Annotated in this window: 21 protein-coding genes and 1 tRNA gene; 5 read left to right on the forward strand and 17 right to left on the reverse strand. The window is 70.8% G+C overall.

Annotation, left to right across the window (positions count from 1 at the left end):
• Positions 1-132 precede the first annotated feature (132 nt).
• Both AB0N80_RS14950 and AB0N80_RS14955 read left to right on the forward strand, forming a co-directional pair.
• Positions 133-732 (forward strand): vitamin K epoxide reductase family protein, encoded by a 600-nt coding sequence (locus AB0N80_RS14950; RefSeq protein ID WP_363579165.1) that lies wholly within the window; start codon positions 133-135, stop codon positions 730-732.
• Positions 733-756: 24 nt separating this feature from the next.
• Positions 757-993, forward strand: a complete 237-nt coding sequence (locus AB0N80_RS14955) for a PLDc N-terminal domain-containing protein (RefSeq protein WP_363579167.1) — start codon at positions 757-759, stop codon at positions 991-993.
• 247 nt (positions 994-1,240) lie between these two features.
• Here AB0N80_RS14955 and ndk read toward each other — a convergent pair whose 3' ends face one another.
• The 9 genes from ndk to AB0N80_RS15000 form a co-directional block, all read right to left on the reverse strand.
• Positions 1,241-1,657, reverse strand: coding sequence for a nucleoside-diphosphate kinase (gene ndk / locus AB0N80_RS14960; protein ID WP_103209139.1), 417 nt, complete (start codon positions 1,655-1,657; stop codon positions 1,241-1,243).
• Between the two features lie 3 nt (positions 1,658-1,660).
• A complete protein-coding gene (locus tag AB0N80_RS14965; RefSeq protein WP_315995602.1) occupies positions 1,661-2,074 on the reverse strand; it encodes a DUF4233 domain-containing protein in 414 nt (137 codons plus the stop codon).
• On the reverse strand, positions 2,071-3,423 hold the full coding sequence (locus tag AB0N80_RS14970; RefSeq protein ID WP_363579170.1) for a folylpolyglutamate synthase/dihydrofolate synthase family protein: 1,353 nt from the start codon (positions 3,421-3,423) through the stop codon (positions 2,071-2,073). The genes AB0N80_RS14965 and AB0N80_RS14970 overlap by 4 nt, the downstream gene beginning before the upstream one ends.
• A complete protein-coding gene (gene ileS, locus AB0N80_RS14975) occupies positions 3,420-6,815 on the reverse strand; it encodes an isoleucine--tRNA ligase (protein ID WP_363579172.1) in 3,396 nt (1,131 codons plus the stop codon). Before ileS ends, AB0N80_RS14970 begins: the two co-directional genes overlap by 4 nt.
• A 428-nt stretch (positions 6,816-7,243) precedes the next feature.
• The gene (locus AB0N80_RS14980; protein WP_363579174.1) at positions 7,244-8,791 is read right to left on the reverse strand and encodes an ABC transporter ATP-binding protein; all 1,548 of its coding nucleotides are present in this window, start codon (positions 8,789-8,791) and stop codon (positions 7,244-7,246) included.
• Positions 8,788-9,618: an ABC transporter permease gene (locus AB0N80_RS14985; protein ID WP_363579176.1), complete on the reverse strand. Its 831-nt coding sequence runs from the start codon at positions 9,616-9,618 to the stop codon at positions 8,788-8,790. The genes AB0N80_RS14980 and AB0N80_RS14985 overlap by 4 nt, the downstream gene beginning before the upstream one ends.
• Positions 9,615-10,592, reverse strand: coding sequence for an ABC transporter permease (locus AB0N80_RS14990; protein ID WP_363579178.1), 978 nt, complete (start codon positions 10,590-10,592; stop codon positions 9,615-9,617). The genes AB0N80_RS14985 and AB0N80_RS14990 overlap by 4 nt, the downstream gene beginning before the upstream one ends.
• A gap of 25 nt (positions 10,593-10,617) precedes the next feature.
• Positions 10,618-12,231 carry an ABC transporter substrate-binding protein gene (locus AB0N80_RS14995; protein WP_363579180.1) on the reverse strand — a complete coding sequence of 538 codons (1,614 nt, stop codon included), beginning with the start codon at positions 12,229-12,231 and terminating at the stop codon, positions 10,618-10,620.
• Between the two features lie 386 nt (positions 12,232-12,617).
• Entirely contained in the window at positions 12,618-13,457 is an 840-nt protein-coding gene (locus tag AB0N80_RS15000) for a DUF559 domain-containing protein (protein WP_363579182.1), read from the reverse strand.
• Positions 13,458-13,847: 390 nt separating this feature from the next.
• Between AB0N80_RS15000 and valS the strand changes: the two genes are divergently transcribed.
• The 3 genes from valS (at position 13,848) to AB0N80_RS15015 (ending at position 18,905) form a co-directional block, all read left to right on the forward strand.
• Entirely contained in the window at positions 13,848-16,418 is a 2,571-nt protein-coding gene (gene valS, locus AB0N80_RS15005; RefSeq protein WP_363579184.1) for a valine--tRNA ligase, read from the forward strand.
• On the forward strand, positions 16,418-16,666 hold the full coding sequence (locus AB0N80_RS15010; protein ID WP_363579186.1) for a hypothetical protein: 249 nt from the start codon (positions 16,418-16,420) through the stop codon (positions 16,664-16,666). The genes valS and AB0N80_RS15010 overlap by 1 nt, the downstream gene beginning before the upstream one ends.
• Before the next feature lie 190 nt (positions 16,667-16,856).
• A complete protein-coding gene (locus AB0N80_RS15015) occupies positions 16,857-18,905 on the forward strand; it encodes a M3 family metallopeptidase (RefSeq protein ID WP_363579188.1) in 2,049 nt (682 codons plus the stop codon).
• 42 nt (positions 18,906-18,947) lie between these two features.
• Here the strand turns inward: AB0N80_RS15015 and AB0N80_RS15020 are convergent, their stop codons facing one another.
• The 8 genes from AB0N80_RS15020 to AB0N80_RS15055 form a co-directional block, all read right to left on the reverse strand.
• Entirely contained in the window at positions 18,948-19,457 is a 510-nt protein-coding gene (locus AB0N80_RS15020; protein ID WP_363579190.1) for a GNAT family N-acetyltransferase, read from the reverse strand.
• A gap of 153 nt (positions 19,458-19,610) precedes the next feature.
• Complete coding sequence (locus AB0N80_RS15025; protein ID WP_363579192.1) at positions 19,611-20,141, reverse strand: hypothetical protein; 531 nt, start codon at positions 20,139-20,141, stop codon at positions 19,611-19,613.
• Between the two features lie 41 nt (positions 20,142-20,182).
• Entirely contained in the window at positions 20,183-21,451 is a 1,269-nt protein-coding gene (clpX, locus tag AB0N80_RS15030; RefSeq protein WP_315995589.1) for an ATP-dependent Clp protease ATP-binding subunit ClpX, read from the reverse strand.
• 261 nt (positions 21,452-21,712) lie between these two features.
• Positions 21,713-22,375 (reverse strand): ATP-dependent Clp protease proteolytic subunit, encoded by a 663-nt coding sequence (locus AB0N80_RS15035; protein WP_315995588.1) that lies wholly within the window; start codon positions 22,373-22,375, stop codon positions 21,713-21,715.
• 23 nt (positions 22,376-22,398) lie between these two features.
• The gene (locus tag AB0N80_RS15040; RefSeq protein WP_058231493.1) at positions 22,399-22,983 is read right to left on the reverse strand and encodes an ATP-dependent Clp protease proteolytic subunit; all 585 of its coding nucleotides are present in this window, start codon (positions 22,981-22,983) and stop codon (positions 22,399-22,401) included.
• A gap of 78 nt (positions 22,984-23,061) precedes the next feature.
• On the reverse strand, positions 23,062-23,577 hold the full coding sequence (locus AB0N80_RS15045; protein WP_363579194.1) for a tetratricopeptide repeat protein: 516 nt from the start codon (positions 23,575-23,577) through the stop codon (positions 23,062-23,064).
• 199 nt (positions 23,578-23,776) lie between these two features.
• Positions 23,777-25,288: a trigger factor gene (gene tig, locus AB0N80_RS15050; RefSeq protein WP_363579196.1), complete on the reverse strand. Its 1,512-nt coding sequence runs from the start codon at positions 25,286-25,288 to the stop codon at positions 23,777-23,779.
• Positions 25,289-25,361: 73 nt separating this feature from the next.
• Positions 25,362-25,435: transfer RNA gene (locus tag AB0N80_RS15055), tRNA-Pro, on the reverse strand.
• Positions 25,436-25,466: the final 31 nt, after the last annotated feature.

The following is a 25,466-nucleotide window of genomic DNA, read 5'->3' on the forward strand; positions in this document are numbered from 1 at the left end:
CGAGCGGCCCGATCGACGGCGACGGGCGACACGCGGCGGCATCCGCCCCCTCCCGTGGCGCGTCTCCCGGCGTTCGCTCGACGCCGAGAGGCCCACAGCGGGCCGATATGCCGACGGTGGCAGAATCGCCCCATGAGCGAAAGTGTCACCCCCCGTCGTCCGATCGGCGTCGCGATCTGGTTGATCCTCGCGGGCGCGGTCGGATGGTGGGCGGCGTTCTCGCTCACCATGGAACGCTTCCATCAGCTCATGAACCCGGGGGCCGCCGCCTCGTGCGACTTCAGCGTCCTCGTGCAGTGCTCGACCAATCTGCAATCGTCGCAGGGCAGCGTCTTCGGTTTCCCCAACCCGATCATCGGCCTCGCCGCGTGGATCGCGCCGATCGTGGTCGGAATGGCGCTGCTGGCGGGTGCCCGGTTCGCCCGGTGGTTCTGGGTGCTGTTCTGGCTCGGGTTCGTCTTCGCCATCGGCTTCGTCGTCTGGCTCATCGCGCAGAGCCTGTTCGTCCTCGCGACCCTCTGCCCGTGGTGCATGGTCACGTGGTCGGTGGTCATCCCGTCGTTCTTCGTGGTGACGTTGCACGTGCTGCGCGAGGGCGTGATCCCGGGCGCGCCGAAGGTGCGGGAGATCGCCGACCGACTGATGGTGTGGGTGCCCCTCATGAGCTTCGCGTGCTACGTCGTCGTCGCCGTGCTGGCGCAGGTGCGCCTGGACGTGCTGTCGCAGCTCTGACGCGAGCGCGGTAGCGTTCGGGACATGGATGCCGCGAACCCCCTGGTGCCCGCGACGAGCGACCTCGTGTGGTCGGGTGGCGCCGTCGTCGCGCTGGGGCTCGCGATCTGGGGGCTGGTCAGTCTCTCGCGCACGGCCGGCTCGGCGTCGTCACTGGCGGTGGCACTGTGGGCGGCGCTCATTGTGCTGGTGCCCGTGCTGGGTCCGGTGGCCTGGCTCACGGCGGGTCGCCGGAGCGCGGTGAGTCGTCCGCGCGTCTGAAACGCGGGGCCCGAGCGCACCCGGCGGCACAGAGTCCCGGGGGGGGCGGTGGCGTCGACAGGCTCAGCCACCCGGGTCGCGAGCGGAGGTCCCTGACCCCGTCGAAGGGGCCGGGAACCGCCGAGGCGGTGGCGTCGACAGGCTCAGCCACCTCACGCCGCGAAAGGCCAGCGGTGCGTCACGACAGGCCCGCGGGAGCGACGAAGGCCGCCACCCTCTCGGGCGGCGGCCTTCTCGGCATTCAGGCTCAGGCGAACCAGATCGCGAGCTCGCGCTCCGCGGATTCGACGCTGTCGCTGCCGTGCACGAGGTTCTGCTGCACCTTGAGGCCCCAGTCGCGGCCGAAGTCGCCGCGGATGGTGCCGGGGGCGGCGGTGGTGGGGTCGGTCGTGCCGGCGAGGGAGCGGAATCCCTCGATGACGCGGTTGCCCGCGAGGCGGATCGCGACCGAGGGGCCCGACATCATGAACTCGAGCAGCGGCTCGTAGAAGGGCTTGCCCTCGTGCTCGGCGTAGTGCCGGGCGAGGGTCTCACGGTCGGGCTCGACCAGGCGGATGTCGACGAGGGCGTAGCCCTTCGCCTCGATGCGGGCGAGGATCGCGCCGGTCAGGCCGCGAGCCACGCCATCGGGCTTGACCAGGACGAGGGTCTCTTCGGTGGCCATGGGTCATTCTCCGTTCGAGAGGTCGGGGTCGGCGGCCCGCCGCGCGTTCGCACGATCGAGGGCCGCTCCCTTGATCGTCGCATACGCCCACATGCCGCCGAAAATGAGAGCGACCACGGCGAGGGCCGGAACCAGGAACCCCCCGAGCAGGAGGAGCACCTGCAGCCCCCACCCGGCGAACAGCGCCCAGCGGTGCCGCAACGAGCCCGAGACCGCGACCATGGCGACGGCGAGGACGACACCGCCGACGATCCCCCACCACGGCTCGATGCCGAACGGAAGCACCTTGAGGCCGTAGACCACGAGACCGCCGAGGAAGACGATGATCGACTCGAAGCCGAGGACCACCGCGCCGAGGGACTCCTGCGCGCCGCGCTGACGACGGGGCCGCGGGGCACGCGGTTCGCGCGGGCTCATCCCTGCCACCCGGCCTTCCAGTCCTCGAGTTCCGACAGGCGCAGAGCCTCTCCCGCGAGAACGACGGACCCGGCGATCACGACAGCCCGTCGGTCCGACTCGACGGCCCAGGAGCGCGCCGCGTCGGCGGCGTCCTCGAGCGTCGGGTGCACCGTCACCGGCAGGCCGGCGGCCTCGGCGACATCGGCGATCGCATCGGGATCGGTCGCGCGGTCGCTGTCGGGCGCGGTGGCGAAGACCCGGGCGACGGCCGGGGCGAGCGTCGTCATGATGCCCGCGGCATCCTTCCCCTCCAGGATGCCGACCACGGCGCCCCACTCGTCGATGTCGAACGACTCTTTCAACGCCGCGACCAGGGCGCGGGCGCCGTGCGGGTTGTGGGCGGCGTCGACGAACACGGTCGGCGCGGTACCGAGGAGCTGCAGGCGGCCCGGCGAGGTCGCGTTGCCGAGGCCGTCGGCCACGACGTCGGCGTTGAGCGGTTGCTCTCCCCCGCCGATGAGCGACTCGACCGCGGCGACGGCGAGGGCGGCGTTGGCGCCCTGGTGGGCCCCGTAGAGCGGGAGGTACACCTCGCGGTAGCTCCCGGCCACGCCGCGAATCGACACCTGCTGCCCGCCGACGGCCAGGGTCTGGTCTTCGAGGGCGAAGCCGTCGCCCGCCACGGAGACGGTGGCGCCCTCCTTCTCGGCGCGCGCGCGGACGGCCCGCAGCGCCTCGGGCGGTTGGGCGGCCGTGACGACCGCCGCACCGGGCTTGATGATCCCGGCCTTGACGGTCGCGATCTCGGCGATCGTCGACCCGAGGCGGTCCGCGTGGTCGATGTCGATCGGGGTGAACACCGCCACGTCTCCGTCGGCGGTGTTGGTGGAATCCCACTCGCCGCCCATGCCGACCTCGAGCACGAGCACATCGATCGGGGCGTCCGCCGCCACGACGAAGGCGAGCACGGTGAGGAGCTCGAAGAAGGTCAGCGGAGCGTCGTCGGATGCCGAGAGCTCGGCATCCACCATGTCGACGAACGGCTGGATCTCGTCCCACGCGTCGGCGATCGCGGCATCCGCCACGGGTTCGCCGTCGATGAGGATGCGCTCGGTGAAGCGCTCGAGGTGGGGGCTGGTGAACAGGCCGGTGCGCAGGCCCATCGCGCGCAGCAGGCTCTCGATCATGCGGCTGGTCGAGGTCTTGCCGTTCGTGCCGGTCACGTGGATGACGCGGTAGGTGCGCTGGGGGTCGGCGAGCAGCTCGAGCACGCGGCGCGTGCGCTCGACACGCGGCTGCACCCACTGCTCGCCCTGTCGCTGCAGGAGGGCGCTGTAGACGGCGTCGGCCCGGGTGCGGTCGCTCATGCGGACGCTCCGATCCGCGCGACGGCGACCGTGACGGCACCGACGTTCGCGTAGGTCTTCGCGGCGATCTGCGTCTCGTACTCGGCGGGCAGGGCGGAGCCGTGCTCGATGAGCCGGCCCTCGGGTCCCGCCAGCACGACGGCCTCGGCGAGCGTCTCGGATGCCACGCCCGCGGCGTCGAACGCCTGTGCCACCGCCTGCGCGTCGGCGTCCTCGACGAACGTCAGCGACAGGAAGATGCGGTCGCTCACGTCGAAGCCGGCGGCCTTGCGGGTGTCCTGGATGCCCCGGATCATGTCGCGCGCCAGGCCCTCGGCCTCGAGCTCGGGGGTGGTGACGGTGTCGAGCAGCACGAAACCACCGCCGGCGAGGACCGCGAGCGCCTCGCCCTCCGGCCGGCCCGCCGTCTCGACGACCAGGTCGTACTCGGCGGGCTCGAGCGGGATGCCGCCGGCGACGACCTGTCCGTCGACCTCCCTCCAGTCGCCCTCGCGGGCGGCCTTGATCGCCTGCTGCACCTGCTTGCCCAGGCGCGGCCCCGCGGCGCGCGCGTTGACCGACAGGCGGTGCGTGATCCCGTACTCGGCGGCGGTGCCGTCCTGCAGCGCGACCTGCTCGACGCTCTTCACGTTGAGCTCCTCGCGCAGGATGTCGTCGAATTGCGCGAGGCCCGCGGCATCCGGGGTCACCACCGTCAGACGCGGAAGCGGCAGGCGCACGCGCTTGCCCTCCTTCTTGCGCAGGGCGTTGGCGACGCTGGAGACCTCGCGGACGGTGTCCATCGCGGTGCGGATGTCTTCCGCCGCGGGGAACGCCGAGGCGTCGGGCCAGTCGGTCAGGTGCACGCTGCGCCCGCCGGTGAGCCCCTGCCACACGCGCTCCGACACGAGCGGGATGAGCGGGGCGGCGACGCGGGTGAGCGTCTCGAGCACGGTGTAGAGCGTGTCGAAGGCCTCGCGGCTCGTCGGGTCGTCGGTCACGCCGACCCAGAAGCGGTCGCGCGAGCGGCGGATGTACCAGTTCGTCAGCACCTCGGCGAAGTCGCGCAGGCGCTCGGCCGCGGTCGTGGAGTCGAGGCCCTCGAGATCGGCCGCGACGTTCGTCACGAGGTCGCCGGTGAGCGCGAGGATGTACCGGTCGAGCACGTCGGTCGAGTCGGTGCGCCACTCGGCGGTGTACCCCTCAGTGCCTGACGCATTCGCGTAGGTCGCGAAGAAGTACCACGCATTCCACAGCGGCAGCAGGAACTCGCGCACGCCCGAGCGGATGCCCTCCTCGGTTACGACGAGGTTCCCCCCGCGCAGCACGCTCGACGACATGAGGAACCACCGCATGGCATCCGAGCCGTCGCGGTCGAAGACCTCGCGGACGTCGGGGTAGTTGCGCAGCGACTTCGACATCTTCTGCCCGTCGTTGCCGAGCACGATGCCGTGGCACGACACGCCCGTGTAGGCCGGGCGGTCGAAGAGCGCGGTCGACAGGACGTGCATGACGTAGAACCAGCCGCGGGTCTGTCCGATGTACTCGACGATGAAGTCGGCGGGGGCATGCTCGTCGAACCACTCGTGGTTCTCGAACGGGTAGTGCACCTGCGCGAACGGCATCGAACCCGAGTCGAACCAGACGTCGAGGACGTCTTCGATGCGGCGCATCGTCGACTCACCCGTCGGGTCGTCGGGGTTCGGGCGCGTCAGATCGTCGATGTAGGGACGGTGAAGATCCACCTCGCCGTCGGCGTTGCGCGGGAGGCGGCCGAAGTCGGCCTCCATGTCGGCGAGCGAGCCGTACACGTCGACGCGCGGGTGGTTCGGGTCGTCGCTCTTCCAGACCGGGATCGGCGAACCCCAGTAGCGGTTGCGGCTGATCGACCAGTCGCGCGCGCCCTCGAGCCACTTGCCGAACTGGCCCTCCTTGACGTTCTCGGGCACCCAGGTGATCTGCTGGTTGTTCGCCAGCAGATCGTCCTTGATGTCGGTCACGCGCACGAACCAGCTCGACACGGCCTTGTAGATCAAGGGGTTCCGGCAGCGCCAGCAGTGCGGGTACGAGTGCTCGTACGACGCTTCGCGCAGCAGGCGGCCGGCCTGCGTGAGCAAGCGGATGAGGGGCCGGTTGGCCTCCATCCAGAGCTCCCCCGCGACGTCGGTGACCGCCGACAGGAACCGGCCGCCGTCGTCGAGCGAGATGATGGTCGGCAGGCCCGCGGCATCCGCGAGACGCTTGTCGTCCTCACCGTAGGCAGGAGCCTGGTGCACGATGCCGGTGCCGTCGGAGACGGTGACGTAGTCGTCGACGAGGATCTTCCACGCGTTCTGCGTGCCCCACGTCTCGGCGTCGGCGTAGTAGTCGAAGAGGCGGTCGTACGACACGCCCTCGAGCTCCGCGCCCAGGACCGTGGTCTGCACGGCCGCGCGAGCGGCATCCGGGCTCTCGTAGCCCAGGTCTTTGGCGTAGTTCGGCAGCAGGTCCTCGGCCAGCAGGTAGCGGTGCGCGACCGCTTCGAAAGCTTCGTCGGCCGTGCCGTCGGGAGCCCGGTGCACGTCGGCGGCGCCGTGGGGTCCGCCCTCGACGACCGCGTACCGGATGCCGGGACCCACCGCGAGCGCGAGGTTCGTCGGCAGCGTCCACGGCGTCGTCGTCCACGCCAGGGCGCACACACCCGTGAGGCCCAGGGCCTCGGCCTTGGCACCGACGAGCGGGAACGTCACGGTGACCGACGGGTCCTGGCGCATCTTGTACACGTCGTCGTCCATGCGCAGCTCGTGCGTCGACAGCGGCGTCTCGTCGCGCCAGCAGTACGGCAGCACGCGGTAGCCCTCGTACGCGAGGCCCTTGTCGTGCAGGGTCTTGAAGGCCCAGAGGACGCTCTCCATGTAGGTCGTGTCGAGCGTCTTGTAGCCGCGCTCGAAGTCGACCCAGCGGGCCTGGCGGGTGACGTAGTCCTGCCATTCGCGCGTGTACTCGAGCACCGAGTCGCGGGCCTTGGCGTTGAAGGTCGCCACGCCCATCGCCTCGATCTCGTCCTTCTCGGTGATGCCGAGCTGCTTCATCGCCTCGAGCTCGGCGGGCAGGCCGTGGGTGTCCCACCCGAAGACGCGGTCGACCTTCTTGCCGCGCATGGTCTGGAAGCGCGGGAAGACGTCCTTCGCGTAGCCGGTGAGCAGGTGACCGTAGTGCGGCAGGCCGTTCGCGAACGGCGGGCCGTCGTAGAACACCCACTCCTCGGCGCCCTCGCGGTTCGCGATCGACGCACGGAAGGTGTCGTCGCTCCGCCAGAACGCGAGCGTGTCCTGCTCGATGGTCGGGAAGCGGGGGCTGGGGACGACGGATGCCGTCTCCGCGGCGCTGAGGTCAGCGGCGGGGCCGAAGGATGAGGGGCGAGGGTAGGTCATGTCTCTCCGCGGGTCGAGGTCTGCTCGCCGGGACGATCCTGTGGGGACCGCGGTACCACCCTGCATTGCGCCCCGCGACGGAGCGCCACTCTCACTGCGGCTGTGACGGGCCTGCCCCGCGCGGTTCTAGTCCGGGCCTGGACCCGTTTCTTCCACGAGCTCCCCGGTGATGGCCGGATCGACGCCGTTCCCCCCATTCTACGCGAGCCGGGCGTCTTAAGCGGCGGTTGTCAGGACGTACCGGACGCCCTCCAGGTCGAGTGTCCACGACACGCCGCACGGCACGGAGCGAAGCGGCGTGTCGTGGACGCTCGACGCTCGACGGGGGCGGGCCCGGGCGCCGGGCGCGGCGTGCGGGAGGGCGTGCGGCCGCGGGGCGGGCGCGCGGGAAGGGAAGCGGCTGCGGGGGCCGGCGACCCGGAGCGGGCTCAGGATGCCGCGGGGCCCAGGCCGGCGGCGGCGAGCAGCTCGCGCGTGAAGGAGTGCCCGGGGTCGGCGAAGACGCACGAGACGGCGCCCGAGTCGACCACTCGACCGTCCTTCATCACGATGACGTCGTCGGCGATCGCGGCGACCACGTCGAGGTCGTGCGTGATGAACACCATCGCGAGGTCGCGCTCGGCCTGCAGCGCGAGGAGGCGGTCGAGGATGCGCGCCCGCACCGAGGCGTCGAGGGCCGACACGGGCTCGTCGAGCACGAGAAGATCGGGCGACACCGCCAGGGCGCGAGCGATCGCCACGCGCTGCCGCTGCCCGCCGGAAAGCTGCGCGGGACGACGGCGCACGAACCCCGGGGAGAGCCCGACCTCGTCCAGCAGCGCGGCGACGGCGGCGCGGCGCCCCCTGCGCGGCACCCCTCCGGCGGCGACGGCCTCGGTCAGGGTTCGTCCGACCGTCCATCGCGGGTCGAGCGCGCCCCACGGATTCTGCTGCACCAGCTGCACGCGCGTGCGCGCGGCGCCGACGGCGACCCGCGATGACCAGGGACGGGCGTCGAAGCGCAGCGACCCGGCATCCGGATCCGTCACCCCCACGATCATGCGGGCGAGGGTCGTCTTGCCCGAGCCCGACTCCCCCACCACCGCGAGGGTGCGCCCGCGGCGCACCGCGAGCGAGACGCCGTCGACCGCCACGCGATCGTCGAAACGCTTGACGAGGCCCTCGGCGCTCACCAGGGGCTCGTCGGTGCGCGGGGCCCGGCCGAGCGGCTCGTGCGAGACCGCCGCCACGAGCGCTCGCGTGTGCGGATCGCGAGGGGATGCCAGCACCTCGGCCGTCGCACCGGTCTCGATGACGCGTCCCTCGTGCATGACGACGATGCGATCGGCGACCCGGGCGACCGCACCGAGATCGTGGCTGATGAACACGACCGCCACGCCGTCGTCGGCGATGCGGCGGAGCAGGCCCAGCACGCGGGCCTGCACGGTGGCATCCAGTGCCGTCGTGGGTTCGTCGGCGACCAGCACCGCGGGGTGCGCCGCCAGCGCGGAGGCGATGAGCGCGCGCTGACGAAGGCCCCCTGACAGCTCGTGCGGGTAGTGCCGCGCACGCTCGTCGGGCTCCGGCATCGCCACGCGCTCGAGGCTGTCGCGCACCCGGGTGGCGAGAGCGGCACCGCGCACCGCGGGCTCGTGGATGCGGACCGGCTCGGCGACCTCGGCACCGATGCGGCGCAGAGGATCGAGCGAGACGATGGCGTCCTGCGACACCAGTGCGATGCGACGACCGCGGAGCCCTCTCCACTGCCTCTCGCCTAAGCCGCGCGCGTCGACGCCGTCGATCTCGAGCTCGTCGGCCGTGCTTCGCAGGTTCGTCGGTGTGAGCCCCAGCAGCGCCCGGGCGCTCACCGATTTGCCGGTGCCCGACTCGCCGACGATCGCGACGCATTCCCCCGGCGCGACGTCGAGGTCGAGACCGCTGACGATCGCGCCCGACGGACCGTCGATGCGCAAGCCCCGCACCCGCACGCCGCTCATGCGCCCCGCTCCTCGACCCGTGCGCGGAGGATGCGGCCGATGACGCTGACGCTCACCACGGTCGCGGTGATCGCCACCCCCGGGAACAGCGCCACCCACGGGGCCTGCAGCAGGAGGTTGCGCCCCGCGGAGAGCATGAGGCCCCACTCCGGCGTCGGCTCGGTGGGACCGAGTCCCAGGAAGCTGAGCCCCGCGGCGGCGAGGATGCTCGTCCCGATCCCGATGGTCGCGAGCACGCTGACGGCACCGAGCACCCCCGGCAGCACGTGGCGCACGTGCACCACCGCGGCGGGAACGCCGATGAGGCGCGCCGCTTCGACGTGCTCCGCCGCCGCGAGCGAGCGCGTCTGCGCGCGCGCGAGTCGCACGTACACCGGAACCGCCGCGATCGTCACCGCGATCGCGACGTTGACCGCGCCGGGACCGAGTACCGCCACCACGAGCAGCGCCACGAGGAACTCGGGGAAGGCCAGCAGCACGTCGACCACACGCATCGTGGCCGCGTCGACGAAGCGCGGCGCCACGGCCGACAGCGAGCCCGCCACGACGCCGACCGCGAGCGCCAGGGTGGTGGCGAGCAGGCCGATGCCGACCGAGCGCCCCGCCCCGTGCACGACGCGCGAGTAGACGTCGCGGCCGCTCTGATCGGTGCCGAACCAGTGCGCCGCGCTGGGCGGCTGCAACGCGGAGCGCACGTCGGTGAGCAGCGGGTCATGGGTCGCCAGCAGCGTCGGCGCGACGGCGGCGAGGGCGATGGCCGCGAGCACGACGCCCGCTGCGCCCAGCGCCGCCGTTCGTCCGGCGCGGCTCGTCGCGCGACCGCTCACGACGGCACCGCCGTCCGCGTGCGCAGAGCAGGTCCCGCGGAACGCAGCCGCGGGTCGATGAGGGGCACGACGAGGTCGACGATCGTGTTGACCACGACGAAGACAAGCGCGCTGAGCAGGATCACCCCGGTGATCACGGGCAGGTCGCGGTCGGTGATGGCGGTGAGCGTCACGCGGCCGATGCCCGGTCGGGCGAATACGGTCTCGACCAGCACCGCCCCGCCCAGCAGGGATCCGACGAGGTAGGCGGCGAGGGTGAGTCCCCCGACGCCCGCGTGCCGCAGCGTGTGGTGCACGCTCTCGCGCACCGCCCCGGCGCCGCGGGCCCGCACGGTCAGCAGGAACGGTTCGCGCTCGGCCGCCTCGACGCCGTCGCGCAGCACCTGCGACAGCAGGGCCGCGACGGGCAGGGCCAGCGTCACCGCGGGGAGCACGATCGCGGCGCCGTCCCGCGCCCCCGACACCGGGAACCACCGCAGCTGGAACGAGAACACGCTGAGCAGCACGAGCCCCGTCCAGAACACCGGCGACGACAGCACCACGAGCTCGATTCCGGATGCCACGGCCCGGCCCGTCCGCCCGCGCACGAGCAGAGCGGATGCCAGGGCCAGCACCAGCGCGATCACCAGGGCGAGCGCCGAGAGCTGCAGCGTCGGCCCGAGCTGCCGGCCGATCACCTCGGTCACGGGCAGGCGCAGCTGGTACGACTCGCCCAGGTCGCCGCGGGCGAGGCGACCGAGGAACGCCGCATATTGCTCGAGCACCGGGCGGTCGAGGCCGAGATCGCTGCGCATCGCCGCCTTGACCGCATCGCTCACCTGCGCCTGCGGCCCGAGCATCACCTCGACGGGATCGCCCGGGATGACGCGGAAGGCCACGAACGCCAGGGTCGCCGCCCCCCACAGGACCAGGACGACGGATGCCACGAGCCCGCCGACGCGCGTGAGGATCGCGCGCGGGCGAGAGCGTGGCATCCGGTATCCGTCGTCGCAGGGGCGCTCAGCCGAGCGTGGCGGTGGCGAAGAGCGGACGACCGTAGAGGTCGAAGCTCAGCCCGGTGACGTCGGGGCGCACGGCGCTGATCAGCGTGGGGCTGTACAGGGGCACGATCGCGGCGTGCTCGGCGTTCCACTGTTGCACCTGGGCGTACACGTCGTTGCGCGCGGCCGTGTCGGTGGTCGAGGCGCCCTGCTCGAGGAGGGCGTCGATCGCCGGGTCGCTCACCTGCGAGGCGTTCTGGAACCCGTCGGTCGCGAGGTGGCTGCGCAGCAGGTCGGGGTCGACGCCGGAGAAGCCCCAGTCGGTGACGTCGTAGGTCTTCGGGCCGTACTGCTCGTTGTACGCGCCCGGCTCGAGCACCTCGCGCTGCAGGTCGAAGCCCACGGCCTTCAGGTCGCTCTGCACGGCGTTGGCCAGCGCGGCGCGGTCATCGGGCACGGGGGTCCAGGCGATCCAGCGGGCCGTGAGGCGCTGGCCGTCCTTGGTGCGGATGCCGTCGGCATCCCGTCCGGTCCAGCCGGCCTCGTCGAGCAGGGCGTTCGCGGCGGCCGGATCGAAGGGCCACGAGTTCTCAAGGCTCGCGTCGTAGCCGGGGGTGGTGGCGCCGAGGATGCTCCACGCGCGAGGGTACTGGCCGAAGAAGATCTCGCTCACGGCGGTGTCGACGTCGATCGCACGGGTGAACGCCTGGCGCACCTTCTGATCGGCGAAGACACCGTACTTCTCGTTGAGGAAGAGCGAGTAGGGCAGGCCCGGGTAGGCGATCGACTGGACGGTGTCGTCGGCCGGCACCTGCGACACGAGGTTCGGCGGCAGGTTGGTCACGACGTCCGCCTGGCCGCTGGAGAGCGCCCCCACCCGCACCGAGGCCTCGGGGAGGATGTCGACGCGAAGCGTCTTGAAGGTCGGCGCGCCGGCGCCGTCGGGACCCCAGGTGTAGTCGTCGTTGCGGGTGTAGACGATGTCCTGGTCGGGCGTGTACTCGGTCAGCTCGAAGGGGCCCGTGCCGACGGTGACGTCGGGACCGCCCGCGGCGAGCTGGTCGGCCTGGGTCTCGAGCACCTTCGGGGAGTAGAAGCCGAGGAGCGCCGTGCTCGCGGCCTGCAGGAACGGCGCGTACGGCTGCGTGAACCGCACGCGCACGGTGTGCTCGTCGACGACGTCGGTGCCCGCGTACAGCTCGCCGCCGAGCATGCTCGCGGCCTGGGCGGAGGCGGTGTCGGGGTCGACGATGCGGTCGAAGTTCGCCTTGACCGCGGCCGCGTCGAAGGGCGTGCCGTCGTGGAAGGTCACGTCGTCGCGCAGGCGGAAGAGGTAGCTCGCGCCGCCGTCCTCGATGTCCCATGACTCGGCGAGCCAGGGCGAGAACGATCCGTCGGCCTCTTGGAACACGAGCGAGTCGAGCACGGCCCGCTGCACCATCGCGGTGACGTCGAGCTGGCTGGTCTGCGGGTCCATCTTGCCGGCCGAGAGGTTCGCGCCCTCGATGGCCCAGACGATCTCGCCGTCACCGGATGCCGCCGGGTCGGACCCGGCGCAGGCGGAGAGGGACAGAGCGGCGACCGCGCCGACGGCCACGGCCGAGAGGACGCGGCGGGAAAGCTGAGAGGGCATGACGAAACCTCGAGGTATCGGGTGGGGAACCCCCAGCCTACCGGTGTTCCTGGACCGGGTGCGGAAAGTGGCGGCTGCGGCGCCGCGCGATCTGCCCGTGCGGGGCGATCGGCCGTTGTGCGGTCGTCTGCCCTGGGTCAGTGATCGGCCTCCGATCAGTCGCCTCCCCGCCACCGCACTTACCCGGAGCAGATCACTGAGCCTGCAGAGGCACCGAGCTTCGACCCCGGCCCACGTCAGCGATCCGGCCGGGGTCAGTGATCGGCGCCCGATCAGTCGCCTCCTTGCCACGGCACTCGCCTCAGGGCAGATAACTGACCCTGCGACGGCACCGGGCCTCGACCCTCGCCAGGACGGCGCCCACCACTCTCCCGGTCGGCCGTGCGTCAGGCCTTGTGCAGACCTTGCGCGATGGCGTGCATGATCCGCTCCTGCACGTCCTCCCACTGGTGCATGACCTGGGCGTACCCGACTCGGATGACGTGATAGCCCATCAGCATGAGCTGCGCGTCGTGATCGATGTCGGAAGTCCGTTGTGCGCCGACGTGATGCGCGCCATCGATCTGAACCACGAGACGCTCGCCGATCAGCACATCGACGCGGTGACCCGCGATCCAGATCTGCAGGCGGACGGGGAGATGCAACCACCGCAGCCGAACGATGAAGATGGTCTCGAGCCCGGAGTCGGCCCACGGTGACGACTCGTGAGCGAGGCGCCGCGCCGCTCCCGTCCACGGCAGCCGCCGCAAAACCTCCACGTCGATGAGTCGCTGGTTGAGCGCCGAGTCCCACACCGTTCGCGCCCGTTCGTAGGGCTGACACGCTGCGACCGTCATGAGCACGTTCTCCACCCCGTCTTCGAGGGCGTCAGGATGCCTCGGGACGACCGGTCGCTGCCAATGGACGACGGCTGCGGGCCCACGCACCCGACCCGACCCGCGGTACGCGACATGCGGGAGCTCGGGCGACTCTGCGATCCAGAGCTTCAGACGCCGAGCCGCGGTGACGCAAGACAGCACGACGCCCGTACGGGCCGCTGCGACGAGAAGCGGATCCGCACCCGGAACGGCCACCCAGTTGCGTTGCACGCGGAAGAGCAGTCCCTTCTCCACCGCGCGGGCCAGGTGATGCTTGCTGTGTCCCTCGTCGAGGAGCCGTGTCGAGCGGGCGACGCCGCCGAGCAGCGCCACACGATCGGCGATTCGAAGAATCGGCGGAGGGTGCATACCGTCCATCGTGTCCGCTCGCGGAGAGCCACCGGGGCCGATGGGACGATCCGTGGAACCACGAAGCCCTGGGGAGGAAGGGTCGCCGAGCGACTGTCGAACCCGATCTCCCGTCCACTCCGCAGGCATTGACACTGTCCGCCCTCTCCTATCACCGCTCCCCGTTCGCAATCCGCCTCCGCTCAGTCACCGAACCTCGAACACGACTGACGCTGGGCAGATCGCGAACGCTAGGGCGGCGGCGGGAGCGCCCTGGCCCTGTCTCGTTCACGGCCAGCTCCCGCCACACCCTCCGCAGACCCACGTGCCGCCCGCGATCCCGGTATCCTGGACCCCACACCCATCAGGCACGCTCACACAGTGCCGCCCATATCGCTCGAGGAGTACCCCATGGCTGCCACCATTCCCGACAAGCCCGCGCTGGAAGGCCTCGAGCAGAAGTGGGACGCCGCGTGGAACGAGCGCGGCACGTACGTCTTCGACCGCCTGCGCGCCGCAGAGGCCGGCCGTCAGGGCGTGTACTCGGTCGACACCCCCCCGCCGACGGCATCCGGAAGCCTTCACATCGGCCACGTGTTCTCGTTCACGCACACCGACGTGAAGGTGCGCTTCGAGCGCATGCGCGGCAAGACGGTGTTCTACCCGATGGGCTGGGACGACAACGGCCTGCCGACCGAGCGCCGCGTGCAGAACTACTACGGCGTGCGCTGCGACCCCTCGCTCCCCTACGACGCCGACTTCACCCCGCCGTTCGCGGGCGGCGACAACAAGAGCAGCAAGGCCGCCGACCAGGTGCCCATCAGCCGCCGCAACTTCATCGAGCTGTGCGAGCAGCTCACCATCGAAGACGAGAAGCAGTTCGAGGAGCTGTTCCGCGAGCTGGGCCTCAGCGTCGACTGGACCCAGACCTACCGCACGATCTCGGACGACTCGATCCGCACGAGTCAGCTGGCGTTCCTGCGCAACATCGAGCGCGGCGAGGCCTACCAGGCGCTCGCCCCCACGCTGTGGGACGTGGACTTCCGCTCCGCGATCGCCCAGGCCGAGCTCGAGGACCGCGACCAGCCCGCCGCCTACCACCGCGTCGGCTTCGCCAAGTCCGACGGCTCGGGCGACGTGTTCATCGAGACCACCCGTCCCGAGCTGCTGCCGGCGTGCGTGGCGCTCGTGGCGAACCCGGATGACGAGCGCTACCAGCCGCTGTTCGGCACCACGGTGCGCACCCCGCTGTTCGACGTCGAGGTGCCCGTGCTCGCGCACCCCCTCGCGCAGAAGGACAAGGGATCGGGCATCGCCATGATCTGCACCTTCGGCGACGTGACCGACATCATCTGGTGGCGCGAGCTCGACCTGCCGAACCGCACGATCATCGGCAAGGACGGTCGCATCGTCGCCGAGGCCCCCGATGTGATCGTGACGGATGCCGCGAAGACGGCGTACGCGGAACTCGCGGGCAAGACGGTGTTCAGCGCCAAGAAGCGCATCGTCGAGCTCCTGCAGGAGTCCGGCGCCATGGAGGGCGCCCCCAAGCCCTTCACCCACCCCGTGAAGTTCTTCGAGAAGGGCGACCGCCCGCTGGAGATCGTGTCGACGCGCCAGTGGTACATCCGCAACGGCGCTCGGGATGCCGAGCTGCGCGAGCGTCTGGTGGCCCTCGGCCGCGAGATGTCGTGGCATCCGGACTTCATGCGCGTGCGCTTCGAGAACTGGACCAACGGCCTCACCGGCGACTGGCTCGTGTCGCGCCAGCGGTTCTTCGGCGTGCCGATCCCCGTCTGGTACGGCCTCGACGAGAACGGCGAGCGGGACTACTCGCGCGTGCTCACGCCCGACCTCGCCTCGCTCCCCGTCGACCCGACGACCGACGTGCCCCCGGGCTACACGGTGGATCAGCGGGGCGTCGCCGGCGGCTTCGACGCCGAGCGCGACATCCTCGACACGTGGGCGACGTCCTCGCTCACCCCGCAGCTCGCCGGTGGCTGGCAGCGCGACGAGGAGCTGTGGAACCTCGTCTCGCCGTTCGACCTGCGCCCGCAGGGTCAGGACATCATCCGCACCTGGCTCTTCTCCACGATGCTGCGCAGCGCGCTCGAGGACGACCGGAGCCCCTGGTCGGATGCCGCGATCTCGGGCTTCATCGTCGACCCCGACCGCAAGAAGATGTCGAAGTCGAAGGGCAATGTCGTGACGCCCGCCGACATCCTCAAGCAGCACGGCTCCGACGCCGTGCGCTACTGGTCGGCGTCGAGCCGCCTCGGCACCGACGCGGCGTTCGACCCGCAGAACCCCACGCAGGTGAAGATCGGTCGGCGCCTCGCGATCAAGCTGTTGAACGCGGCCAAGTTCGTGCTGTCGTTCCCCGTCCCCGAGGGGGCCCAGGTCACGCACGCGCTCGACGCGTCGATGCTGGCGACCCTGGACACCGTCGTGCGCGACGCCACCGCCGCGTTCGAGGCGTACGACCACGCACGCGCGCTGGAGATCACGGAGTCGTTCTTCTGGACGTTCTGCGACGACTACCTCGAGCTCGTCAAGGAGCGCGCCTACGACCAGACCGACGTGGGTCAGGCCTCGGCGGCCCTCGCGCTGCGAACGGCCCTGTCGACGCTCGTGCGCCTGTTCGCCCCCGTGCTCTCGTTCGCGTCCGAAGAGGTGTGGTCGTGGTTCGAAGAGGGATCGGTGCACATCGCCTCCTGGCCCGAGCCGCTCGGCATCGAGGGTGACCCCGCGGTGCTGACCGCGGTGAGCGCCGCGCTCATCGGCATCCGTCGCGCCAAGACCGAGGCCAAGGCCTCGCAGAAGACGCCGGTCACCTCGCTGATCGTGTCGGGTCCGAACGTCGCGGCCCTGCGTCTCGCCGAGGGCGACCTGCGCGCGGTCGGGCGCATCGAGACGATCTCGTTCGCCGAGGCCGACACCACCACCGTCACCGACATCGTGTTCGCACCCCAGGAGGCCTGATGCAGCTCGGAACCCGCTGGACCGCCCGTGAGCAGCCGCCGAAGGCCGTTCCCGAGGCGTTGCACGCCCAGATCGCCGCGGTCGAGGCCGCGCTCAACCCCGATGGTCTGAGCGCCCCCGCGCCGCGGTGGACGCTGACCTTCCTCGAAGGACGCCCCGTGGCCGAGCTCGACACGGGGGTCATCGTCTCGCAGGAGGCCTCGGGCGAGGTCGTCGTGCGGTACGGCGACGACGCCGAGTTCGCCTGAGCCGTCGTCGCCGGCGAGAGCCCGCCGCCGCCTCCGGGCGGACGGCGGGCTCTCTCGTTCGACGTCGAGAGGTCCCGGTCCCTTCGGCAGGCTCAGGAGCCTCCGCCCCGGCTGGCTGAGCGCGTCGATACCGTCGCCGCGGAGGAGCCGCGGCCGTGACCGCGGACGGCACGCCGCCTAGGCTGGACCGATGACGGATGCCCCCAATCCCCTCCTCGCGCCGCCCTCGCTCCCCTACGATCTGCCGCCGTACGGCAGCATCCGCGTCGAGCACTACCTGCCCGCGTTCCAGGCCGGCTTCGCCGCACAGCGCGACGAGATCGACACGATCACCGCGCAGTCCGATGCGCCGACCTTCGAGAACACGCTCGTCGCACTCGAGCGCAGCGGCGAACTGCTCGGTCGTGTGAGCCGCACGTTCTACACCGTCACCGGTGCTGACGGCACCGCGGAGATCCAGGCCGTCGAAGAGGAGCTCGCTCCGCTCATGTCGGCACACCGCGACGCCATCCAGCTCGACTCCGCGCTGTTCGCCCGCATCGCCGCCGTGCACGCGCAGCTCGACGACCTCGATCTCGACGCCGAGAGCCGCTACCTCGTCGAGCGCTACCACCGCGAGATGTCGCTCGCGGGCGCCGGCCTCGACGACGCCGAGAAGCAGCGCTTGACCGAGCTCAATCAGAGACTGTCGGTGCTCACGAACACCTTCGAGAAGAACCTCCTCGCCGACACGAACGACCTCGCCGTGGTGTTCGACACCGCCGCCGAACTCGACGGACTCAGCGACGGCGAGCTGTCCGCCGCCGCTCAGGCAGCGACCAGCCGCGGACTCGACGGCCGCTACGTCGTCACCCTCACCCTGTACACGGGGCACCCGCTTCTCGCCTCTCTGACGGATCGTGAGAGCCGCCGCCGCCTGCTCGAGGCGTCGCGCTCCCGCGCCGCGCGCGGCAATGACAACGACAACCGCGGGGTCCTTCGCGAGATCGTGCGCCTGCGCGCCGAGCGCGCCGCCGTTCTCGGCTACCCCTCGCACGCGGCGGCCGTCCTCGCGGATCAGACGGCGGGATCTCCGGATGCCGCGCGCGACCTGCTGCGACGGCTCGCCGCCCCCGCAGCGGCCAACGCCCGCTCCGAGCAGGACGCCCTGCAGGAGATCGCGGATGCCGACGGCATCCGGATCGAAGCCCACGACTGGGCGTTCTACACCGAGAAGGTGCGCGCCGAACGGTACGACCTCGATCGCGCGACCCTCCGGCCGTGGTTCGAGGCCGAGCGCGTGCTGCGCGACGGCGTGTTCTTCGCCGCCGAGCAGCTCTACGGCATCCGCATGACCGAACGCCACGACCTGCAGGGGTACCACCCCGACGTGCGCGTGTTCGAGGCGCACAACGCCGACGGCGGCGAGCTCGGGCTGTTCCTGCTCGACCTGTACACGCGCGACACCAAGCGCGGGGGCGCGTGGATGAACTCGATCGTGACGCAGTCCCGGCTCCGCGGCACGGCCCCGGTGGTGGTCAACAACCTCAACGTCAACAAGCCCGCTCCCGGAACCCCGACGCTGCTGACGCTCGACGAGGTCACCACCCTCTTCCACGAGTTCGGCCACGCCCTGCACGGGCTCTTCGCGACGGTGACCTATCCGCACTTCGGCGGCACGGCCGTCTACCGCGACTTCGTCGAGTTCCCCAGCCAGGTGAACGAGATGTGGATCCTCTGGCCCGAGATCCTCACGAATTACGCCCGCCACATCGACACCGACGAGCCGCTCCCCGCCGATGTCGTCGAACGACTGCACGCCTCCGAGGCGTTCAACCAGGGCTTCGCGACCAGCGAGTACCTCGCAGCGTCCTGGATCGACCAGGCGTGGCACGGCCTCTCGGTCGACCAGGCCTCGGCGGGTATCGACGTGGCGGAGTTCGAGGCGCGAGCCCTCGCCGACATCGGCCTCGACAACCCCGCCGTTCCCACCCGCTACGCCTCGACGTACTTCGCGCACGTGTTCTCGGGCGGGTACAGCGCCGGGTACTACTCCTACATCTGGAGCGAGGTGCTCGACGCCGACACCGTGGAGTGGTTCCGCGAGAACGGCGGACTCACGCGCGCGAACGGCGACCGCTTCCGCCGGAGGCTGCTGGGGGTCGGCGGGTCCGGCGATCCCCTCGCCGCCTACCGCGATTTCCGGGGTCGGGATGCCGAGATCCAGCCGCTCCTCGAGCGGCGCGGTCTCGCCGGCTGAGGTCGGTGCGCGCGGCCGCTCCCGGCGTCCGGGGACGCCGGGTCAGAGCGCGTACTTGAACCCGATGTGCGAGTCGACGAAGCCGAGACGCGTGTAGAACCGGTGGGCATCCACGCGCGCCGCGTCGGAGGTCAGTTGCACGAGGCTCGCGCCGGTCGCCGGTGCGGCCCCGTGCATCACCCACTGCATCACGGCCGTGCCGATGCCCGCCGAGCGTTCCGTCGAGGCCACGCGCACGGCTTCCACCAGCAGGCGGGTGGCGCCGCGTCGGGCCATGCCGGGGATGACGGTGAGCTGCAGGGTGCCGACGAGACGGCCCTCCGCATCGTCGACGACGAGGAGGTCGTTCAACGGAGCCTCGAGCACGCTTCGCAGCGCCGCCGCATAGGCCGTGCCGTCGGAATCGTCACCGCGATCGCCGCGCGCCGCACTGATCGGATCATCCGCGAGAAGGACCATCAGCCCGGACAGGTCGGCCGGAACGGCCCGACGCAGCTGCACCTCCCCGGCTCGACTCGACAGGGCGACGGGGACAGCAAGAGCGGACAGCATCCCTCCATCCTGCCCGCCTCGGAACCTCTTCGGCCTCGGGGTGCAGGACGGTGCTCGGCGTTCGTCGGGTGGCGCGCCGACTGCGCGCTCCTCGGCCCGGGCGCCGGAGGGCATCCGCGCACCGGTGCGCCGCGGACGCGCGAGCGGAGGATCTCAGCGCCAGCCGAGCACGTCGCGGACGATCTGCTGCGAGGCGGGCGCTCCGTCGTTCGCGATGCCGCGCAGGGCCTCTCGCGCCACCAGGAGCCCCGCGGCATACCGCGCCTCGACGCGGTCGAGGGCAGCGGTGAGGAGGTGCGCCGCGTCGTTCGTCGTGGTCCAGCCGACCAGGGTCGGGTGCGAGAACGCCACGAGCTCCGCCCCTTCGTCGTGAGCGCGGGCGCTCGCGACGACGACCGTCGGGGTGGCGCGTCGGCGGAGCCCGGGTAGGAAGGCGAGCGGGGTGTGCTGCAGCGCGGCATCCATGATCCCCGACGACCATGTCGGGGAGGGATCCCCGATGCGCACGTCCTGCGCGATCCACTCCGACCCCCGCGCCGACAGGGCCCGCGACATGCGGTCGTCGCCGACGTCGAACCGCTCGGCACGCAGGGCGTCGACGAGAGTCGACAGCGCAGCCCCCGGATCGTCACGCACGACCAGCCGCGCTCCGCGCGTCACTCCCCCGACGGCGAGAGGGCTCACCCGCAGCCGCTCACCGCGCCCGTGGAACACGAGCGGAGTGGTCAGGCGCTGCGGCGCTTCTGCGCCAGCACGATCGTCGGCTGGGCTCCGTCTTCGACGGCCGCGCGGGTGATGACGACCTTCGCGATGTCGTCGGCCGAGGGCACGTCGAACATGATGGGGCCGAGCACGTCCTCGAGGATCGCGCGCAGACCGCGCGCACCCGTCTTGCGGGCCACCGCGAGGTCGGCGATCGCGCGCAGCGCGTCGTCGTCGAACTCGAGCTGCACGCCGTCGAGCTCGAACATGCGCTGGTACTGCTTGACGAGGGCGTTGCGGGGCGCGGTGAGGATCTCCATCAGCGCGTCCTGATCCAGCGGCGAGACGGATGCCACGACGGGCAGACGACCGATGAACTCGGGGATTAGACCGAACTTGTGCAGGTCTTCGGGCAGCGCCTCGCTGAAGAGATCGGGCGCGTCCTCCTTACGCTGCAGCGGAGCGCCGAAGCCGACGCCGTGCTTGCCGACGCGAGCGGAGATGATCTCCTCGAGCCCCGCGAAGGCACCGGCCACGATGAACAGCACGTTCGTCGTGTCGATCTGGATGAACTCCTGATGCGGGTGCTTACGGCCCCCCTGCGGCGGAACCGAGGCGACGGTTCCCTCGAGGATCTTCAGGAGCGCCTGCTGCACGCCCTCACCCGACACGTCGCGCGTGATCGAGGGGTTCTCGGCCTTGCGGGCGATCTTGTCGACCTCGTCGATGTAGATGATGCCCTGCTCGGCGCGCTTGACGTCGAAGTCGGCGGCCTGGAGGAGCTTGAGGAGGATGTTCTCGACGTCTTCACCGACGTAGCCGGCCTCGGTGAGGGCCGTGGCATCCGCCACCGCGAACGGCACGTTGAGGCGCTTCGCGAGCGTCTGGGCGAGGTAGGTCTTGCCGCAGCCCGTGGGGCCCAGCAGCAGGATGTTGCTCTTGGCGATGTCGATCTCTTCGGCGCGCGCCTCGGCGGGCTGCAGCGTGCCGTGCGCGCGGACGCGCTTGTAGTGGTTGTAGACGGCGACGGCCAGGGCGCGCTTGGCGGGCTCCTGACCGACGACGTACTCCTCGAGGAAGGAGAAGATCTCGCGCGGCTTGGGCAGGTCGAATTCGGCGACCTCGCCGGCCGAGGACTCGGCCATGCGCTCTTCGATGATCTCGTTGCAGAGCTCCACGCACTCGTCGCAGATGTACACGCCGGGACCGGCGATCAGCTGCTGCACCTGCTTCTGGCTCTTGCCGCAGAAGGAGCACTTGAACAGGTCGGCGCTCTCACCGATGCGTGCCATGCCGGTTCCTCCCGTCACCCGGCCCCCGCCGGTGTGTACCCGAGCCTAACCCGAGCCCGCGACATCCGAGGGCATTTGCGCGCCCGGCGGTGTCGTGATCGCCGACGGCGGACCCTCCGTCCCCCGCGTGAGTCGCCAGGATCTGTCGCTCCCGCATCGCCGGGGACGGCGAATTCCGGCGACTCACACGGAGCGCCCCGCGCACGACGAAGCCCCGCAGACCGAAACGGGTCTGCGGGGCTTCGTCGTGTCGCGAGCGTGTCAGGCGGTGAGGGCCGCGGGCTGACGCTTGCGGGTCGTGAGCACCTGGTCGACGATGCCGTACTCCATCGCCTCGGCGGCGGAGAGGATCTTGTCGCGGTCGATGTCCTTGTTGACCTTCGAGACGTCCTGACCGGTGTGGCGGGCCATCGTCTCTTCGAGCCAGGTGCGCATACGGAGGATCTCCTGCGCCTGGATCTCGATGTCGGACGCCTGCCCGTGACCGGCCTCGCCCATGGCGGGCTGGTGGATCAGGATGCGGGCGTTCGGCAGGGCCAGACGCTTGCCGGGCGCGCCGGCGGCCAGGAGCACGGATGCCGCGGACGCGGCCTGACCGAGAACCACGGTCTGGATCTGCGGCGAGACGTACTGCATCGTGTCGTAGATCGCCGTCATGGCCGTGAACGAGCCGCCGGGCGAGTTGATGTACATGATGATGTCGCGGTCGGGGTCCTGCGACTCGAGCACGAGCAGCTGGGCCATGACGTCGTCGGCCGAGGCGTCGTCGACCTGGACGCCCAGGAAGATGACGCGGTCCTCGAACAGCTTGTTGTAGGGGTCCTGGCGCTTGTAGCCGTAGGCCGTGCGCTCCTCGAACTGAGGAAGGACGTAGCGGCTCGAGGGCATGTGGGCCGCTGCGCCGCCGAAGGTGGGGATGTTCATGTCGGTGTCCTTTTCCTCTCGACTCAGGCCGCGGTTCCGCCGCCGCCGGTGACGTCGGTGGCGTGCTCGCGCATGTGGTCGACGAAGCCGTACTCGAGGGCCTCCTGAGCGGTGAACCAGCGGTCGCGGTCACCGTCGGCGTTGATCTGCTCGACGCTCTTGCCGGTCTGGTTCGCGGTGATCTCGGCGAGGCGGCGCTTCATGTCGAGGATGAGCTGCGCCTGCGTCTGGATGTCGCTCGACGTGCCGCCGAAGCCGCCGTGGGGCTGGTGCAGCAGCACGCGCGCGTTGGGCGTGATGTAGCGCTTGCCCTTGGTGCCGCTGGTCAGCAGCAGCTGGCCCATCGACGCCGCCATGCCGATGCCGACGGTGACGATGTCGTTCGGCACGAACTGCATCGTGTCGTAGATCGCCATGCCGGCCGTGATCGAGCCGCCGGGCGAGTTGATGTAGAGGTAGATGTCCTTCTGCGGGTCCTCTGCCGCGAGCAGCAGGATCTTGGCGCAGATCTCGTTCGCGTTCTCGTCGCGCACCTCCGAACCGAGCCAGATGATGCGGTCCTTCAGCAGCCTGTCGAAGACGCTCGTTGCCATAAGGGGTTCGGGCATGTGTGCTCCTCTTCCGGTGATCTGCAACGAATCTACCGGCGGGTCCGTGGGCGGGATGCCGTGTTCGCCGCGGGCGGATCAGCGCGGATCGTCGGCGATTTCTCGCGCGTATCCGGTCACGGAACGGGTATAGCGCGGCAGGTGCGGCGCGAGGGCCTGGAGAGCGACGGATGCCGCCCGCTCCGGCTCCCCGCTCGACACCAGCGCGAGGGCGTAGAAGGCGGCAGCCGCGTCGTGCAGCTCCCCGCGCGGCTCGCGCTCGTACTCCGCCCGGAGCATCCCGAGCGCCTCCTCCGTCTTGCCGAGGTTGCGGATGGTGCTGGCGAGCTGAATCGTCGCGCGGGTGCGGCGCTCGTCGTCGAGGCCGATCTCGAGCGCGCGACGGTACAACACCTCGGCCTCGTCCTCGACGCCCGCCGAGTCGCGTGCTCCCGCCCGTTCGAAGAGCGCCACGGCATCGTCGTCGGGTCGCTCGGCGGCGAGCTCGTCGATCCGCGAGATCACCTCGGTGGGGCTGAGCGCATCATTTGCCCAGACGGCATCCACTCTGCTCTGCCAGTCGTCCATGTGTCGCATCCATCTCTCGTCAGGCATGTCGAGTGTCCAGGACACGCCGCTGACCGTCGGGACGCGCGGCGTGTTCGGGACACTCAACAGGGGTCGGTGACCCGGATGTCGAGCGTCTGGACACGACGCGCGAGCGGTGCGCTGGAGGGCGTGTCGGGGACGCTCACCGGAATCCGGGAACGAAGAAGGGGGCGGATGCCGTGACATCCACCCCCTCCGTCATGACTTACTCGCCGTCGGCGGCGTCGGCCTTCTTCTTGGCCGGGGCGCGCTTCTTGGCGGGAGCCTTCGCGGGGGCCTCCTCAGCGGCGGCCTCCTCGGCGGGAGCCGCGTCAGCGTCGGCCTTCTTCTTCGCGGGGGCACGCTTCTTGGCCGGAGCCTTCGCGGGGGCCTCCTCAGCGGCGGCCTCCTCGGCCGGCCCCTCGTCCGCGACGTCGTCACCCTCGACGGGCTCTTCGCCCTCGACGGCGACGAAACCGGTCAGGTCGACGGGCTTGCCGTCGGTGTCGACGACGGTGACCTTGCCGAGCGCGATCGCGAGGGCCTTGTTGCGGGCCACCTCGCCGACGAGCGCGGGGAGCTGGTTGCCCTGCTGCAGCGCGTTGACGAAGTCCTGCGGCGCCATGTTGTACTGCGCAGCCGACTGGATGAGGTACTGCGTCAGCTCGTCCTGCGACACCTGGACGTTGGCGTCCTCGGCGATCTTGTCGAGCACCATCTGCGTGCGGAACTGCTTCTCGCTCGCCTCGGTGACCTCGGCGCGGTGCTCGTCGTCTTCGAGGCGGTTCTCGCCCTCGAGGTGGTTGTGCACCTCGTCCTCGATGAGCTGCGGGGGCACGGGGATCTCGACGGCCTCGAGGAGGGCGTCGATGAACTTGTCGCGCGCGGCCGAACCCTGCGTGAACACGGCCTGCTGCGACACGCGCTCGCTGAGCGACTCGCGGAGCTCGGCGATGGTGTCGAACTCGGACGCCATCTGGGCGAAGTCGTCGTCGGCGTCGGGGAGCTCGCGCTCCTTGACGGCCTTGATGGTGACGGCGACCTCTGCCTCTTCGCCGGCGTGCTCGCCACCGACGAGCTTCGAGCGGAAGGTGGTCTGCTCGTCGGCGGTGAGCGACTCGATCGCCTCGTCGATGCCCTCGAGCAGCTCGCCGGAGCCGATCTCGTACGACACGCCCTCGGCGCGGTCGATCTCGTTGCCGTCGATCGTGGCGACGAGGTCGAGCTCGACGAAGTCGCCGCTGGTGGCCGGACGGTCGACGGTGACGAGCGTGCCGAAGCGGGCGCGCAGGCGGTCGAGCTCGGCGTCGATGCCGGCCTCGTCGGCGGATGCCGCGTCGACGGTCACCGTGATGGTGTCGTACGCGGGCAGCTCGAACTCGGGGCGCACGTCGACCTCGACATCGACGACGAGGTCGCCGGAGAAGTCCTTCAGCTCGGGGAGCTCGACGATCTCGGCGCTCGGGCGGCCGATGACGCGGAGGTCCTGCGCCTCGACGGCCTGACGGTAGAACCCGTCGAGACCCTCGTTGACGGCGTGCTCGATGACGGCGCCGCGGCCCATGCGCTGGTCGATGATCGGCGCGGGGACCTTGCCCTTGCGGAAGCCGGGGATCTGCACGTCGCGGGCGATGTGCTCGTAGGCGTGGGCGATGCTCGGCTTGAGCTCGTCGGGCGAGACCGTGATGTGGAGCTTGACCCGGGTGGGGCTGAGCTGCTCGACGGTGCTGTTGACCATGCGGTGTGTTCTCCTCGTGTGGCCCGCGCGCACGCGGGGGCCGTGTGGGCCTGTGGTCTGTGGGGCCGTTGCGTCGGGGCGACAGGATTTGAACCTGCGGCCTCCCGCTCCCAAAGCGGGCGCTCTACCAAGCTGAGCTACGCCCCGGGGCGACGCGCGCGAACGCGTTCGACGAAAC

It is taken from the genome of Microbacterium sp. NPDC089188 (assembly GCF_040685155.1).
Taxonomy (GTDB): Bacteria; Actinomycetota; Actinomycetes; order Actinomycetales; family Microbacteriaceae; genus Microbacterium; species Microbacterium galbum.